The organism is Bradyrhizobium forestalis, from assembly GCF_002795245.1.
In the GTDB taxonomy this organism is placed as follows: Bacteria; Pseudomonadota; Alphaproteobacteria; order Rhizobiales; family Xanthobacteraceae; genus Bradyrhizobium; species Bradyrhizobium forestalis.
In genome coordinates, this window is sequence record NZ_PGVG01000005.1 from 80,066 (window position 1) to 94,117 (window position 14,052).

Here is a 14,052-nt window from a genome sequence, read left to right on the forward strand (position 1 = left end):
TGCCCTCGTCGGGCCATGGATTCCGTGCTGAATATCGTGTGCCTTGATGCGCTTGGGTACTACCTGGAAAGGTGGTCCCATGTCCCTTATGCTTCGTCGAAGATCAGTGACCTTCACACCCTTTTGGGGCGACATGCATCCATCTGCGGATTCCACCAATCCACAAAGTGACAACGTCTATGCGCTCTGGGATCGACTGGCCGAGTTCTCCGCTGGCGACGGGGATGCCGCACTTATCCATTTGCTAACCACACTCTGTGCCATGGTCGCGGCACAGAATGCGCTTTGGGCCGTTGTTGTGCGATTGCCTTCGCCCGCGCCAAAGGATGCTTTGTTCGGCTGGCGTCCACGCTTGGTTCGGCTCCTGCATCCGGTACCGGCGGTGGCGGCTTCCGTGCAGGAGCAGTTCGACACCCTCTGGTCCTCCGACGTCGACCTGTCGCAGATCCTGGCCGTGTCAGGGGACGAGCCGTTCCGCACCCGCCTGCTCTTCGAGGCACTGCCGCCCGAATGGTTCGAAGGTGAGCACTATCGGCGCCATTACCTCGAAGTCGGCCACGCCGACAGCATATCGGTGCGTTGCGCGCTCAATGACGACGTGCGGATTCACCTCTTCGTGTTTCGCGATGCTCAGGCGCCCCGGTTCTCCGCACTGGACAGCAACCTCCTGGGCTTCGTGATGCGCGGGTTGAGATGGTTCTACCGGCAGCAGCTGCTCAGCCACGGCCTGCTCATCGCCAACGCGCCCCTGACGCCGGCCGAGCGAAAGGTGCTGCTGGGACTGCTCGACGGACACATGGAAAAGCAGATTGCGCAGAAACTCGACCAAAGTCCGAACACGACGCATTTCCACGTCAAGTCGATCTACGCCAAGTTCGGCGTCCGGAATCGCTCAGCACTCGCCGCGCTGTGGCTCGGCAAGCTGCGATAGCGAACTTCAGGCGCCGCAGGGCAATGAGCGACGATGGGTTGGTGCAGCTGATTTGCCCGACGTGTCAAATGGCGCGGCGTCACCGTCATCCTCGCCACCAACTGCCATTTCTACTTTGCATGGGGGTGTTTTCGATATTTTGGTTGGGAGCGGGGGTGGCGCCGGTCCGCCTTCGCCAAGGCTTCGGCGAGACAGCCTTCGCTCGCTTCGCTTTGGAGGGACCTGGGCTGGCTTGCCAAGCCGAAGCTCGCGAAGCGAGCGAAGGCTGGTGGGCCCGGCAGGACTCGAACCTGCAACCAGACCGTTATGAGCGGCCGGCTCTAACCATTGAGCTACAGGCCCCGCCGCGAGGCAGCTCGCGGGAACGCGCGCCGGCAACGGTGCGCGGTTCGTTTACAGGGATGGAAGCGGGGGTGCAATGCTGGCGCTAGTGGACGGGAACGCCATCGCGCCCGAATTTTTGAATACCCGAAATCTGCGATGATGCCCTTATAGTCCTGTTTTGCCCGACAGGTCAAATCGAACTTCGGCAAGGCTCGTTTGCCGCTTCCGTAACTCCTTGTAATTGCTGGCCTCGTCTACTGTGCATGGGGTTGTTTTTCGACTTTTTGTTTGAGGGGGACCCGCGGGGTCCCCCAGATGTCTCGCATGCAAGCGGGCGGGGCCGCCGCCTAGTCCACCGAGACCCCGGCGAACTCCACCACCTTGCGCCACTTCTCGGTCTCATCCGTGACCAGCTTGCCGAACTCGGCGGGCGCCATCGGCTTGGGGATGCCGCCGACTTCAGTGAGGCGCGCGATCACCTTCGGGTCCTTCAGCGCTTCGCCGACGGCCTTGTTGAGCACCTCGATCACCTCGGGCGGGGTGCCCTTCGGCGCGGAGATGCCGTAGAAGCCGACCGATTCGAAACCCGGCACGGTCTCGGCGATCGCGGGCGCGTCGGGCACGCTCGGCCAGCGCTGCGGCGAGGTCACGCCAAGCGCGCGGACGTTGCCGCCCTTCACCTGCTCCATGGCCGAGGGCAGGTTGTCGAAGATCAGCTGCACCTTGTTGGAGATGATGTCGGGGAAGGCGATGGCCGAGCCGCGATAGGGCACGTGCACCATGTCGCACTTCGTCATCACCTTGAACAGCTCGGCCGACATGTGCACCGAGGTGCCGTTGCCGGAGGAGGCAAAGGAGATCTTGCCGGGATTGGCCTTGCAATAGTCGATGAACTCCTGAACCGTCTTCGGCGGAAACGCGTTGGAGACCACCAGCATGTTGGTGAGCTGCATGATGCTGGCCACCGGCACGGTGTCGCGCAAGAAGTCGAACGGCAGCTTCTTGTAGAGCGAGGTCGAGATCGCGTTGTTGGGCGCGACGAACAGCAGCGTGTAGCCGTCCGGCGGCGAATTGATCGCGGCGGCGGCGGCGATGTTGCCGCCGGAGCCGGTGCGGTTCTCGACGATGACCTGCTGGCCGAGCCGGTCCGACAGCCACTGCGCCATGATCCGCGCCACGATGTCGACCGGGCCGCCGGCGGAAAAGCCGATCAGCCAGTGCACGGGACGGTCGGGGTAGCCGGCGGCGGCGGGAGGGGTGGCGCTGAAAAGACCTAAGAGAACCGCAAGCCCGAAAACACCGTTCCGCAAAATTCGCAACATGACATCTCCCATTGTTCTATTGTCGTTGGGCTGCATGCTTTCACAAAATCGGGCCGCTGCCTACATCGTCCCTTGAGTCGGTGTTGACGCAGGTCATCGGGAACGATCATGAAATTCGCGATCCCCATCCTTCTCGGCGCGGCGCTGCTCGCAAGCCCCGCCGCCGCCCAAACCGGAGGCAGCGCCATTCCGACCACGACGATCAGCTCAACGATCAGCTTGGGCACCGCAACCCCCGGCGGCGGCTTTCCGCTCTATGGCAATGCCTTCGCGGAGGTGATGAACGCGGCCGATCCGCAAATCTCCATCGCCCCGCGCAACACCAAGGGCAGCAACGAGAACATCCCGCTTTTGGAGAAGGGCGAGCTCGATCTCGCGCTTGTCGCCGGCGAGCCGGCCTATGAGGCCTTCGCCGGCATTGGCCGGGCGCCGGTTCGCTTGAAGATCCTCACGGCGATCTATTCCAACCCCGGCATGTTCGTGGTGCGCGCGGATAGTCCCTACATGACGATCCGCGATCTCGTCGGCCAGCCCGTGGCGTTCGGCGCCAAGGGCTCGGGCTTGCCGATCCTGGCGCGCTATGTGCTCGATGGGCTCGGCCTCAAGCAGGACGAGGACTTCAAGGCGATCTATCTCGACCGCGCCGGCGACGGCCCGGCGATGGTCGAGGACGGCCGCGTCGCCGCGCTCTGGGGCGCCGGCATCGGCTGGCCCGGCTTTGCCGCGGTCGCCTCGAGCGCATCGGGCGCGCGCTTCATCGCGCCAGCTGCGGACGAGATCGCGCGCATCCGCGCCAAGCATGGGTTCCTGAAGCCGCTCACCGTGCCGGCCGGCTCCTATCCGAAGCAGACCGAGCCGATCGCCTCGCTCGGCTCCTGGAGCTTCGTCCTCACGCGCGAGGATTTGCCCGACGATGTCGCCTATCGTCTCGCCAAGACGCTGCACGGTGTCGAGGCGACCTTCTGCAAGAAGCTCGCGCAGGCCTGCGAGACCACGGCCGCGAACACGGTCGCGGCGGCACCGAAGGTGGAGCTGATTCATCCGGGCGTGATGAAGTATTTTCGCGAGATCGGGGTGGCGAAATGACGGTCGCATAAGCGACCGTCATTCCGGGATGGTCCGAAGGACCAGACCCGGAATCTCGAGATTCTCAGGTGCGCAATTGCGCACCTGAGTTCGGTGCTACGCACCGCCCCGGAATGACGATCGCTTTGAGCGATCGTCACTTCTTCACCATCGCGCACGCCGGGTCCGGCGGCCCGAACGCCTTGTCGCCGGAGATGGTCGTGAGGATCTTGTAATAGTCCCACGGATATTTGCTCTCCTCCGGTGTCTTCACCTGCACCAGCCAGAGGTCGTGCACCATCAGATTGTCCTCGCGCAGTTTGCCGTTGCGGGCGAAGAAATCCTCGATCGGCTTCTCGCGCATCTTGGCCGCGACCTTGAGCGGATCGTCGGTGCCGGTCTCCTTGATGGCGTTGAGATAGTGCATCACGCTGGAATAGACGCCGGCCTGCCACATCGACGGCATCTTGTTCATCTTGGCGAAATAGCGCTTCGACCATTCGCGGGTCTTGTCGTCCATGTCCCAGTAGAACGACGTGGTGAGGAGCAGGCCCTGCGCTGCCTGCAGGCCGAGCCCGTGGATGTCGGTGATCAGCGCCAGCAGCGCCGCCATCTGCTGGCCGCCCTTGAACACGCCGAACTCGGCGCCGGTCTTGATCTCGTTCATGTTGTTGGGGGGACCTGCGGCAATGCCGATGATCTTGGCCTTGGAGGCCTGCGCCTGCAGCACGAAGGAGGAGAGGTCGGGCGTTGCCAGCGGCGGCCGCACCGAGCCCAGCACCTTGCCGCCATTGGCGGTGACGACGGCGGAGGCGTCGCGCTCCAGCGAATGGCCGAAGGCGTAGTCGTCGGTGATGAAGAACCAGCTGTCGCCGCCGCGCTTGACCACGGCATCCGCGGTGCCGACCGCGAGCGCGCGGGTGTCGAACACCCATTGGATCGCGTAAGGCGAGCAGAACTTGCCATGGAAATCGGCGGTGCCGGTGGAGTGGGTGATGAACAGCCGCTTCTTCTCGCTCGCGATGTTCTGCACCGCGAGCCCGACCGCCGAGACCGGCACGTCGACGATCAAATCGACCTGCTCGACGTCGAACCAGCGCCGCGCGATGGCGCCGCCGACATCGGCCTTGAGCTGGTGGTCGCCGATCACGACGCTGATCGGCTTGCCGAGCACGGTGCCGCCGAAATCGGCGATCGCCATCTGTGCCGCGGTCACCGAGCCCTGGCCGGTCGGCGCCGAGGCCGGGCCGTTCAGGTCGGTGAGCACGCCGATCTTGACGACGTTGTCGGACACCTGCGCCATTGCCGTGCCCGGCAGCAAGAGCATCGCTGAAAAGGCGGCCGCGACCGGCAGACCAAATCTGGTTGGATTCACGCTTGTCCTCCCCTGAGCCGGCTCGTTGGCCGGTGTTGCATCCGGGTGTGCCCGGCTGAATTGGTTTCTTTTGCAACTATTTGGGGGCAGGCGTCAACGTCAGGCAGCGAAGCGGATCAGTCCTGCGGGCGAGGGATCGTAGCCGGTCAGCTCCTCGGCACGCTGGCGCAGCCGCCGTTCGTTCAGGAAGCGGAGCAAGGTCTGCATGGCGGGACGGAAATAGCTGCGCTGCCGCATCGCAAGGTCAAAGTTCTCCCAGACCAGTGGCACGAAATCGAGACCGGCCGAGCGCGCCGCGCCGCGCGTCGCGATGCCGCAATCGGCCTGCCCGGCGCGGACCAGTTCGGCAAGATCCGGGCCGGTCAGCGCCGGCGTCTCGATGCGGCGCAAATCCCGCGTCGAGGCGCCCGCGCGCTTCAGCAGCACGTCGAGCAGCATCTGCGCGCCCGTGCCCTGTTGCCGCGTCGCCATCCGGGCGCCAGTTGCGAGCACGTCGGTCAGGCCGTGCAGGTGCTTGGGATTGCCGTGTGGCAGCACCAGACCCGCTTCGCGGCGCACGAACGCGACCAGCACCGCATCATGCAGGTCGGGAGCTCCCCGCAGGGCTTCGACACTGGCGTCGCCGGCGAGATTGCCTTCGGCGTCCAAAGCGTGGAAATGCACCGCCGCAGCCATCACCTCGTTGCGCTGCAAGCGCTCGAGCCCGCGCGCGCTGCCCTCGCTCATCGATCCGAGCCCTGAGCCGGACTCGCGCAGGCTCCAATCCAACAGTTCGTCCCGGCTGCCGCCGACGACCGGCGGCGGCTCGGCGATCAACATGCCGGCCGGACGCGCGAGGCCCGACAGGACCCAGAGGTCGAGCTCGTGCCGTGGGAAGAGCCACTTCCCCGTCACCTTGCTGCAGGGGATCGCACCCGTGGTGACGAGTTCGTAAAGCTTGCGTTCGCCGAGCCGAAGGTAATCGGCGGCTTCGCTGGTCGTCAGGAATTCCATCCTGCATTCCTATGCAAATTCTTGCTTCTTTTTGACGTCCGACGCAGGTGGAATTCTGCATTTCAGATTTTTGTCCGCGGGAACCATGCCCGATCATCTCGCTGCTTTGCAACACATCCGCACGCGCGATTTCCGCTTTGGTGAACGATCCTGAATCGATCGCTGGCGCGGCGCGTCTCGGCGGCGTTGCCGAAATTTCCCGGCTGCGCCGCGTGAAAACGCGTCACGAGCGCGGCGCAATCGATCATCATCATGATCTCGTCATTGCTAAGGGGAACCCCGATCATGGGCCGCCTGTCCGTTGCATTTGCGCTTCTCTGCGGCCTTGTCGCGGGCGTCGCGGCGTCGTCCGCGGAGGACCGCGGCATGGTCCTCGCTACGACGACGGCGACGCAGGAGTCCGGCCTGCTCGACTATTTGCTGCCGCTCTTCCGCGACAAGACCGGCATCGACGTAACCGTGATCGCGCGGCGCGCCGACGAAGTGCTCGACGGGGCGCGACGGGGCGAGGTCGACGTCGTGCTGATGCACGCGCGGCCTCAGGAGGAGAAATTCGTTGCCGACGGCTTTGGCGTGAAGCGCTACGACGTGATGTACAACGACTATGTGCTGATCGGGCCGAAGAGCGATCCCGCGGGCGTGAAGGGCAAGGACATCGCGACGGCGCTGAAGGCGATCGAAGCCAAGGGCGCGCCGTTCGTGACGCGTGGCGATCGGTCGGGCACCCACGCCGCGGAGCTCGCGCTTTGGATCGTCGCCGGCATCGACATCGCCGGCGCCAAGGGCGCCTGGTATCGCGAGGCCGGGACGCGCATGGCCTCGGTGCTCGCGGCCGCGCGCGCCGCGAATGCCTATGTGCTGTCGGATCGCGGCAGCTGGATCGCCTTCAGGGATCGCGGCGATCTCGACATCGTCGTCGAAGGCGACCGACGGCTGCTCAACCAGTATGGCGTGATGCTGGTGAACCCTGCGAAGTTCCCGAACGTGAAGAAGGACCTCGCGCAGACCTTCATCGACTGGCTGACGTCGCCGGAGGGACAGACGGCGATCGCCGGCTACAAGGTCGACGGGCAGCAGCTGTTCTTCCCCAATTCGGACAGGTCGGGCGGCTGAGGCCGGCATCGCCGACGGTTGCCAAACCGGACGATGCATGATCCATCATGGCGCATGACCCAGCGCCTGCCGTCCTCGCTCACGCCGCTCGACACCGCGCTCGCCGCTTTGCTGCGAGGCGTCGATCCCGTCGCGCCGGTGGAGGTGCCGCTGGCGGACGCGATCGGCTGCATCGCGGCGGGCACTCCGCCGCTTGCCGCCTATCCTTCGCGCGACATCGCGGCCGCAGACGGTTGGGCGCTACCCGCCAATGATCTCGTCGGCGCGTCCGCTTACTCGCCGCTGCCCTTGACAGAAGCACCGTCGTGGGTCGAGGCCGGTGACGCGATGCCGGTGGGATGCGATTGTGTGCTCGACGCCGACGCGGTGGAGATGTCGGGGCCGCTTGCCCAGGTGCTGGCGGAGGGCGTGCCAGGGCAGGGCGTCCGGCGCGCCGGCGGCGACATCGCGGAACGCACGCCTGCCGGCGCCGCGGGCCGTCCCATCGGTGCGGCGGATCTGCTGCTGGCGCGCGTTGCGGGTCTGGAGAAGATCGGCGTGCGGCGGCCCCGGCTGCGCATGGTCAACGTGCCGGGCGCAACGGCAACGATGCATATGATCGCCGCGATCGCGCGCGCTGCGGGATTGGACGTGGAATCGCGTCAAGCTCGTGCACGCGATGAAGCATCGATTGCCGATGCACTCGATGCGTCCTCCTGCGATCTTCTGCTGTCCATCGGCGGTAGCGGCGTCGGCCGCCAGGACGCCGCCGTCACGGCCCTGGCCCAGCGCGGCCAGGTGATGGCGCACGGCCTTGCGCTCCAGCCCGGGCGCACCGCCGCGGTCGGACGGCTGGGGCAAGTTCCCGTCGTCGCCTTGCCCGGCTCGCCCGATCATGCGCTTGCGGCGTGGCTCGCGCTCGCGCTGCCGCTCGTCGATCGTTTGTCGGCGCGTCGGCCGCGCCCAAAAGTGTCCCTGCCGCTGGCGCGAAAAATCGCATCCAGTGTAGGCATCACGGAGATCGCTTTGCTGGCCGAGGAACCTCGTGCCTGGATGCCGCTTGCCGTGGGCGAATGGCCGCTTCAGGCAATCGCCCGTGCGGACGCATGGCTGCGCATTCCCGCTAGTGACGAGGGATTTGCGGCAGGTACGCCGGTCGATGCCCATCTGATGCGGGAGTGATATGGGTCCTGGCATGACGATGATCCCGAAATCACCAGACCGCAGCGCGCTCGAGCAGGAGCAGTTCCTCAAGATCCTCTCGCGCGAGGAGGCCCTCGCGCGCTTCGAGGCGGCCTTGTTCCCACGCGCGCTTCGGAGAGAATCGCGCAAGCTCGCTGCTGCGCTCGGCACGGCACTCGCCGACGATATCACCGCGCCGATCGACGTGCCGCCGTTCGACCGCTCCAATGTCGACGATTTTGCCGTGCGCTCCGCCGACCTTGCGGCGGCCGGCGAGGGCGCGCCCGTGCTCCTTGCGCTGAATGGCGAGACCATTCATTGCGGCACCGCGCCGACGCTGCAGGTGGCGGCCGGGACCGCGACGCCGATTGCCACCGGCGGTCCGCTGCCGCGCGGCGCCGATGCCGTGGTCATGGTCGAGCACACCCAGCCGGCCGGCCAAGATGCGATCGATGTCCGTCGCGCCGTCTCGCCGGGGCAATTCGTCTCGTACGCCGGATCCGACATGGCGCGCGGCGAGGCGCTGCTGCGCGCGGGCACCATCATTGGCTCGCGCGAGATCGGCATGCTGGCGGCTTGCGGCATTGCCGAGGTGACCGTCGCGCGCAGGCCGCGGGTCGCCGTGATCTCCACCGGCGACGAACTGGTTCAGCCCGGCGAGGCGCTCGGGCCTGCCGAAATCTACGATACCAACGGCGCCATCGTCGCGGCCGCGGTCGACGAGAATGGCGGCGAAGCCGTCTTCCTCGGCGCCATTCCCGACGATGAAGCTGAGCTCGAATCCGCCATGCGCCGCGCGCTTGCGGACTCCGACATGCTGGTGCTGTCGGGCGGCACCTCGAAAGGCGCGGGCGATCTCTCCCATCGCATCATCGGCCGGCTCGGTCAGCCAGGCATCATCGCGCATGGCGTTGCGCTCAAGCCGGGCAAGCCGCTGTGCCTTGCGGTGTGCGACGGCAAGCCGGTGGTGATCCTACCGGGATTTCCAACCTCGGCCATGTTCACCTTCCACGACATGATCGTGCCCGTGCTGCGCAGGATGGCCGGACTGCCGCCGCGCTCCGATGCCAAGGTCAACGCGACCGTGCCGGTGCGCGTCGCCTCCGAGCTCGGCCGCACAGAATTCGTCATGGTCTCGCTGGTGCAGGGCAGGGAGGGCCTCATCGCCTATCCCACCGGCAAAGGGTCTGGGGCGATCACGTCATTTGCGCAGGCCGATGGTTTTCTGCGCATCGATGCACTCGCCGATCAGATGCCGGCCGGGACTGAAGCCGACGTGACGCTGTTCACGCCGCATGTACGCGTGCCCGATCTCGTCATCGTCGGCAGCCATTGCACCGGCCTCGATCTCGTCACCGCGCAGCTCGCGCATGCCGGCCTGACCGTGCGTTCGATCGCTGTCGGCAGCCTCGGCGGCCTTGCAGCGGCCAAGCGCGGCGAATGCGATCTCGCGCCGATCCACCTGTTCGACGACAAGAGCGAGACCTACAACACGCCTTATCTCGTCGAGGGGCTCGAGCTCGTCCCCGGCTGGCGGCGGATGCAGGGCATTGTCTTCCGCAAGGGTGACGCGCGCTTCGTGGGCCTGAACGCGAAGGATGCGGTTGCGGCCGCGCTCGCCGTCTCCACCTGCATCATGGTCAATCGCAACCAGGGCGCCGGCACGCGTATCCTGATCGACCGGCTGCTCGGCGGTGCGCGCCCGGAAGGCTACTGGAACCAGCCGCGTTCGCACAATGCGGTTGCGGCGGCCGTGGCACAGCACCGCGCCGACTGGGGCATGACCATTGCGCCGGTCGCCCATGCGGTCGGCCTCGGTTTCATTCCGCTGGCGGAAGAGCATTACGACTTCGCGCTGGTGACGGCGCGCAAAGACCGGCCGGCCGTGCGGGCCTTTCTCGATGCGCTCGGCTCGGACGCTGCGCGTGCGGCACTGGAGCGAGCGGGCTTCCGGCCCGCGTAGATGCGAGCTGGGTCTATGGCTACGACGCTTGGTCGGTGCCGCTGGCGGCTTGAGCGGCACGCTCATCCAGCGCCGCCAGCCGCTCGGCCTCGGCAATGTCCTCGACCGTGTTCGCATTGAAGAACGGGTCGAGCGGCTCGTTCGGCCATGTCACCGTTGCGAGCGGATAGCGCGCGGTCCAGCGGTCGATCTTGCGGAGATCCTCGACGACCAGTGCGTGACGCAGCTCGTCGCGCAAGGCGACGCGCCAAAGACCGATCACCGGATGCGACTGTTCGCCAGATGCGGCGACCGCGAGCTGCGCGTTCTCACGCGCGCGCGCGTCATGCAGCCGTGCGACGAGATCGCGCGGCAGGAACGGGCAGTCGCCCGCGGCGCTGAGCACCCACTCGGTCTCCGGCCGGTTTGCCGCAGTCCAGTCGAGCGCCGCGAGGATGCCGGCGAGGGGGCCGGGGAAGCCGGGCACGTCGTCTGCGACGACTTGCAGGCCGAACCCGGCGAAGCGGGCGGGATCGCCGTTCGCGTTGAGGATCAGCCCGCTGCACTGGGGCGAAAGGCGCGCGATCACGCGCTCCAGAATGGTGCGGCCGCCGATGGTGCGCATCGGCTTGTCGCCGCCGCCCATGCGCCGTGCCAGCCCGCCGGCGAGCAGCACGCCAAGAGTCGAAGGAACATGCGTTGCCGAAATTCTAGTCGTCACCACCTTCGCCCTTGCGCTTGTGCTTGGCTGACTCCTCCTCGACGTAAGCGAGGTTCTGGTCGTAGACGATCCGCTCCTCGCCCGCGAGCGCGATGAAGCGCTTGCCGCGGGTGCGTCCCACCAGCGTCAGTCCAACCTGCCTTGCGAGGTCGACGCCCCAGGCGGTGAAGCCGGAGCGCGACACCAGGATCGGAATGCCCATGCGGACGGTCTTGATCACCATCTCCGAGGTGAGCCGTCCGGTGGTATAGAGGATCTTGTCGGAGGGATCGACGCCGTGGCGGTACATCCAGCCTGCGATCTTGTCGACGGCGTTGTGGCGGCCGACGTCCTCGGTGTAGCAGAGCGGGGCACCTTCCTTGCACAGCACGCAGCCATGAATTGCGCCGGCCTCCAGGTACAGCGAGGGCATGGTGTTGATGGTCTGCGTCATCTGGTAGAGCCAGGAGGTGCGCAGCTCGGCCTTGGGCAGTGCGACGCTCTCGACGGCCTCTAACAGATCGCCGAAGGCGGTGCCCTGCGCGCAACCCGAGGTCTGCGTGCGCTTCTTCAGCTTGGCCTCGAAATTGGTGTGATGTGAGGTGCGCACCACCACCACCTGGAGGTCGTCGTCGTATTCGACCTCGGTGACCACGTCATTATATTTCAGCATGTTCTGGTTCAGCAGGTAGCCGAGCGCCAGATATTCGGGGTAGTCGCCGATCGTCATCATGGTGACGATCTCCTGGGCGTTCAGGTAGAGCGTCAGTGGCCGCTCCATCGGGACCTTGATCTCGACCCTGGCGCCGGTCTGGTCGGTGCCGGCCACACTCTGGGTCAGGCGCGGGTCGTCCGGATTGGGGACGATCAGGGGCACCGGGGCTTTGTCGATCTTCATCATGGCCGCGAGGTTAGCATGACATTCCGCTCAAGCCGATATAAGCATGCTCAAGACGATGGAGAAGGCGGTTCCGGTTGCGTCGTGGGGCTGGCGGAGATCGAGTTACGATGAAGGTCATCGGCCTTGCAGGCTGGAGCGGTGCGGGCAAGACCACGCTGTTGACGCGGCTGATCCCGCATTTCAACGCGCAAGGCCTGCGTGTTTCCGTGATTAAGCATGCGCATCACCAGTTTGACGTCGACGTGCCCGGCAAGGATTCCTGGCGCCATCGCGAGGCCGGCGCGGCTGAGGTGCTGGTCGCTTCGTCCAACCGCTGGGCCTTGATGCATGAATTGCGCGGGGCGGCGGAGCCGCGGCTGCCGGAGCTGCTCGAGAAGCTCTCCGCGGTCGATCTCGTCGTGGTCGAGGGATACAAGCGCGAGCCGCATCGCAAGATCGAGGTGCATCGCGCCGCCAACGGCAAACCGCTGCTGTTTCCGGACGATCCCGGGATTGCCGGGATTGCGAGCGACACCGCGGTTGAAACTCGGCTGCCGACCGTCCATCTCGATGATATCCCCGCCGTAGCCGCGTTGCTGCTGCGTGCGGCGATGCCGGTCGAGGAAGTGGTGGCAAGAAGCACCGCGACACGCTGACGAGGCACCATGGCGCAACTGTCGGACGATTGCTTTGCCTTCGGCGGCCCGATGATGTCGGTCGACGAAGCCGTTGGCCTCATCACGACGCGCGTCAACGCGATTACCGACCTCGAGACCGTGGCGCTCGTCGATGCCGACGGGCGCGTGCTCGCGCGCGATGTGGCCGCACCTTTGCCGCTGCCGCCGTTCACCAACTCCGCGGTCGATGGTTACGCCGTGCGCAACGCCGACCTTCCGGCAAGCGCAGAGCAGGCGTTCCCGCTCGATGGTCGCATCCAGGCCGGCGGCCTTGCGCAAGCGCCAATCAAGCCCGGTCACACCGCGCGCATCTTCACCGGCGCGCCGATGCCGCCGGATGCGGAGACCGTCTTCATGCAGGAGGACGTCCGCATCGATGAGTCCGGCAGGATCGTGTTGCCGCCGGGCCTGAAGCCCGGCGCCAATGTCCGTCCCGCAGGCGAGGACATTCCGCAAGGTCAGGTCGCGCTCCGCGGCGGCCAGCGCTTGCGGCCGCAGCATGTCGCCCTTGCCGCCGCGTTCGGCCTGACGAGGCTCGACGTCGTCAGGCGCATCCGTGTCGCGGTGTTCTCGACCGGCGACGAGCTGGCATCTCCGGGCGAGCCGCGCACCGCCTCGCAGCTGTTCGATTCCAACCGCTTCATGCTGATGGCGATGCTGCGCCGGCTCGGCTGCGAGGTCAGCGATCTCGGCATTCTGCGCGATGAGCGAACCTCGCTTGCCAGCGGCCTGAAGCAGGTTGCAGGTCACCATGACCTGATCCTCACCACCGGTGGCGTCTCGACCGGCGAGGAGGATCACGTCAAGGCGGCGGTCGAGAGCATCGGCTCGCTGGTGCTGTGGCGGATGGCGATCAAACCCGGCCGTCCCGTGGCGATGGGCATCATCGACGGCGTGCCGCTGATCGGATTGCCCGGCAATCCCGTCGCGAGTTTCGTCACCTTCGTCCATGTGGTGCGGCCGACGGTGCTGGCGCTCGCCGGCAGTCTGCCGGAGCCGCTGACGCCCATCCCGCTGCGCGCAGCCTTCACCTACAAGAAGAAGGCAGGCCGGCGCGAATATGTTCGCGTCTCCTTGCGACGCGGAGAGGACGGCGCACTGGAGGCGGTCAAGTTCCCGCGCGAAGGGGCCGGGCTGCTGTCCTCGCTGGTCGAGACCGACGGCCTCGTCGAGCTCGGCGAGGACATCACGAATGTCGAGCCGGGGCAGCACGTGGGCTTCCTGTCCTACGCCGATCTGCTCTAGAGGCGTTCCGTTGACGCCATCGCTTCGTCCCGCCATGTTGCGGCCATGACCAGAACGACGCTCGATCTCACCGGACTGAAATGCCCACTGCCCGCCCTCAAGACGCGCAAGGCGCTCAAGCCTTTGCAGCCGGGTGATCAGCTCGAGGTTCACTGCACCGATCCCTTGTCGGTGATTGACATTCCGAACCTGATTCGCGAGACCGGCGACAAGGTCGAGATCACGGAGCGCAACGAGGCGCGCATCGTGTTCCTGGTCGAAAAGGGCGACGCCCCGTAGAAAGGCGAATGTTCACGGCGGCGACGTTTGACTATGCTGTGCCCG

14 protein-coding genes and 1 tRNA gene are annotated in these 14,052 nt (G+C 66.1%); 8 read left to right on the forward strand and 7 right to left on the reverse strand.

What is annotated here, in order from left to right; translation table 11 throughout:
• Positions 1-106: 106 nt before the first annotated feature.
• On the forward strand, positions 107-931 hold the full coding sequence (locus CVM73_RS08320) for a helix-turn-helix transcriptional regulator (RefSeq protein ID WP_245452246.1): 825 nt from the start codon (positions 107-109) through the stop codon (positions 929-931).
• A gap of 266 nt (positions 932-1,197) precedes the next feature.
• On the opposite strand, the gene CVM73_RS08325 is transcribed toward CVM73_RS08320, so the two are convergent.
• A tRNA-Ile gene (locus tag CVM73_RS08325) sits at positions 1,198-1,273 on the reverse strand.
• Positions 1,274-1,602: 329 nt separating this feature from the next.
• Positions 1,603-2,577 carry a Bug family tripartite tricarboxylate transporter substrate binding protein gene (locus CVM73_RS08330; protein ID WP_167406715.1) on the reverse strand — a complete coding sequence of 325 codons (975 nt, stop codon included), beginning with the start codon at positions 2,575-2,577 and terminating at the stop codon, positions 1,603-1,605.
• 108 nt (positions 2,578-2,685) lie between these two features.
• On the opposite strand from CVM73_RS08330, the gene CVM73_RS08335 reads away from it, so the two are divergent.
• Positions 2,686-3,663 (forward strand): TAXI family TRAP transporter solute-binding subunit, encoded by a 978-nt coding sequence (locus CVM73_RS08335; RefSeq protein WP_100231521.1) that lies wholly within the window; start codon positions 2,686-2,688, stop codon positions 3,661-3,663.
• Between the two features lie 136 nt (positions 3,664-3,799).
• Here CVM73_RS08335 and CVM73_RS08340 read toward each other — a convergent pair whose 3' ends face one another.
• From CVM73_RS08340 to CVM73_RS08350, 3 genes are all read right to left on the reverse strand, one after another.
• Positions 3,800-5,017 (reverse strand): ABC transporter substrate-binding protein, encoded by a 1,218-nt coding sequence (locus CVM73_RS08340; protein WP_100231522.1) that lies wholly within the window; start codon positions 5,015-5,017, stop codon positions 3,800-3,802.
• A 99-nt stretch (positions 5,018-5,116) separates the two neighbouring features.
• Positions 5,117-6,010, reverse strand: coding sequence for a substrate-binding domain-containing protein (locus CVM73_RS08345; RefSeq protein WP_100231523.1), 894 nt, complete (start codon positions 6,008-6,010; stop codon positions 5,117-5,119).
• Positions 6,011-6,072: 62 nt separating this feature from the next.
• Positions 6,073-6,264: a hypothetical protein gene (locus tag CVM73_RS08350; RefSeq protein WP_158237554.1), complete on the reverse strand. Its 192-nt coding sequence runs from the start codon at positions 6,262-6,264 to the stop codon at positions 6,073-6,075.
• 31 nt (positions 6,265-6,295) lie between these two features.
• Here CVM73_RS08350 and CVM73_RS08355 point away from each other — a divergent pair, with 31 nt between their 5' ends.
• Genes CVM73_RS08355 through CVM73_RS08365 form a run of 3 tightly spaced genes read left to right on the forward strand, consistent with a single transcriptional unit; the run spans position 6,296 to position 10,247 of the window.
• A complete protein-coding gene (locus CVM73_RS08355; RefSeq protein ID WP_100231525.1) occupies positions 6,296-7,123 on the forward strand; it encodes an ABC transporter substrate-binding protein in 828 nt (275 codons plus the stop codon).
• Positions 7,124-7,177: 54 nt separating this feature from the next.
• Positions 7,178-8,284, forward strand: a complete 1,107-nt coding sequence (locus CVM73_RS08360; RefSeq protein ID WP_100231526.1) for a molybdopterin-binding protein — start codon at positions 7,178-7,180, stop codon at positions 8,282-8,284.
• Positions 8,285-8,297: 13 nt separating this feature from the next.
• On the forward strand, positions 8,298-10,247 hold the full coding sequence (locus tag CVM73_RS08365; protein WP_167406716.1) for a molybdopterin biosynthesis protein: 1,950 nt from the start codon (positions 8,298-8,300) through the stop codon (positions 10,245-10,247).
• 19 nt (positions 10,248-10,266) lie between these two features.
• On the opposite strand, the gene mobA is transcribed toward CVM73_RS08365, so the two are convergent.
• Entirely contained in the window at positions 10,267-10,947 is a 681-nt protein-coding gene (gene mobA / locus CVM73_RS08370; protein ID WP_208639180.1) for a molybdenum cofactor guanylyltransferase MobA, read from the reverse strand.
• Positions 10,937-11,827 (reverse strand): formate dehydrogenase accessory sulfurtransferase FdhD, encoded by an 891-nt coding sequence (locus CVM73_RS08375; protein ID WP_100231528.1) that lies wholly within the window; start codon positions 11,825-11,827, stop codon positions 10,937-10,939. The genes mobA and CVM73_RS08375 overlap by 11 nt, the downstream gene beginning before the upstream one ends.
• 107 nt (positions 11,828-11,934) lie before the next feature.
• Between CVM73_RS08375 and mobB the strand changes: the two genes are divergently transcribed.
• The 3 genes from mobB to CVM73_RS08390 are packed head-to-tail and all read left to right on the forward strand — an operon-like array spanning position 11,935 to position 14,007.
• Positions 11,935-12,462, forward strand: coding sequence for a molybdopterin-guanine dinucleotide biosynthesis protein B (gene mobB / locus CVM73_RS08380; RefSeq protein ID WP_100231529.1), 528 nt, complete (start codon positions 11,935-11,937; stop codon positions 12,460-12,462).
• 9 nt (positions 12,463-12,471) lie between these two features.
• Positions 12,472-13,728, forward strand: a complete 1,257-nt coding sequence (locus CVM73_RS08385; protein ID WP_100231530.1) for a molybdopterin molybdotransferase MoeA — start codon at positions 12,472-12,474, stop codon at positions 13,726-13,728.
• Between the two features lie 45 nt (positions 13,729-13,773).
• Positions 13,774-14,007: a sulfurtransferase TusA family protein gene (locus tag CVM73_RS08390; RefSeq protein ID WP_100231531.1), complete on the forward strand. Its 234-nt coding sequence runs from the start codon at positions 13,774-13,776 to the stop codon at positions 14,005-14,007.
• Positions 14,008-14,052 lie beyond the last annotated feature (45 nt).

Excerpts from the sequence above, each read along its gene's own strand:
- CVM73_RS08330 (WP_167406715.1), bottom strand. The coding sequence starts at position 2,577 with ATGTTGCGAATTTTGCGGAACGGTGTTTTCGGGCTTGCGGTTCTCTTA.
- CVM73_RS08365 (WP_167406716.1), top strand. The coding sequence starts at position 8,298 with ATGACGATGATCCCGAAATCACCAGACCGCAGCGCGCTCGAGCAGGAG.
- CVM73_RS08375 (WP_100231528.1), bottom strand. The coding sequence starts at position 11,827 with ATGATGAAGATCGACAAAGCCCCGGTGCCCCTGATCGTCCCCAATCCG.
- CVM73_RS08345 (WP_100231523.1), bottom strand. The coding sequence starts at position 6,010 with ATGGAATTCCTGACGACCAGCGAAGCCGCCGATTACCTTCGGCTCGGC.
- CVM73_RS08355 (WP_100231525.1), top strand. The coding sequence starts at position 6,296 with ATGGGCCGCCTGTCCGTTGCATTTGCGCTTCTCTGCGGCCTTGTCGCG.
- CVM73_RS08390 (WP_100231531.1), top strand. The coding sequence starts at position 13,774 with ATGACCAGAACGACGCTCGATCTCACCGGACTGAAATGCCCACTGCCC.
- mobB (WP_100231529.1), top strand. The coding sequence starts at position 11,935 with ATGAAGGTCATCGGCCTTGCAGGCTGGAGCGGTGCGGGCAAGACCACG.
- CVM73_RS08385 (WP_100231530.1), top strand. The coding sequence starts at position 12,472 with ATGGCGCAACTGTCGGACGATTGCTTTGCCTTCGGCGGCCCGATGATG.
- CVM73_RS08350 (WP_158237554.1), bottom strand. The coding sequence starts at position 6,264 with ATGATGATGATCGATTGCGCCGCGCTCGTGACGCGTTTTCACGCGGCG.
- CVM73_RS08335 (WP_100231521.1), top strand. The coding sequence starts at position 2,686 with ATGAAATTCGCGATCCCCATCCTTCTCGGCGCGGCGCTGCTCGCAAGC.
- CVM73_RS08360 (WP_100231526.1), top strand. The coding sequence starts at position 7,178 with ATGACCCAGCGCCTGCCGTCCTCGCTCACGCCGCTCGACACCGCGCTC.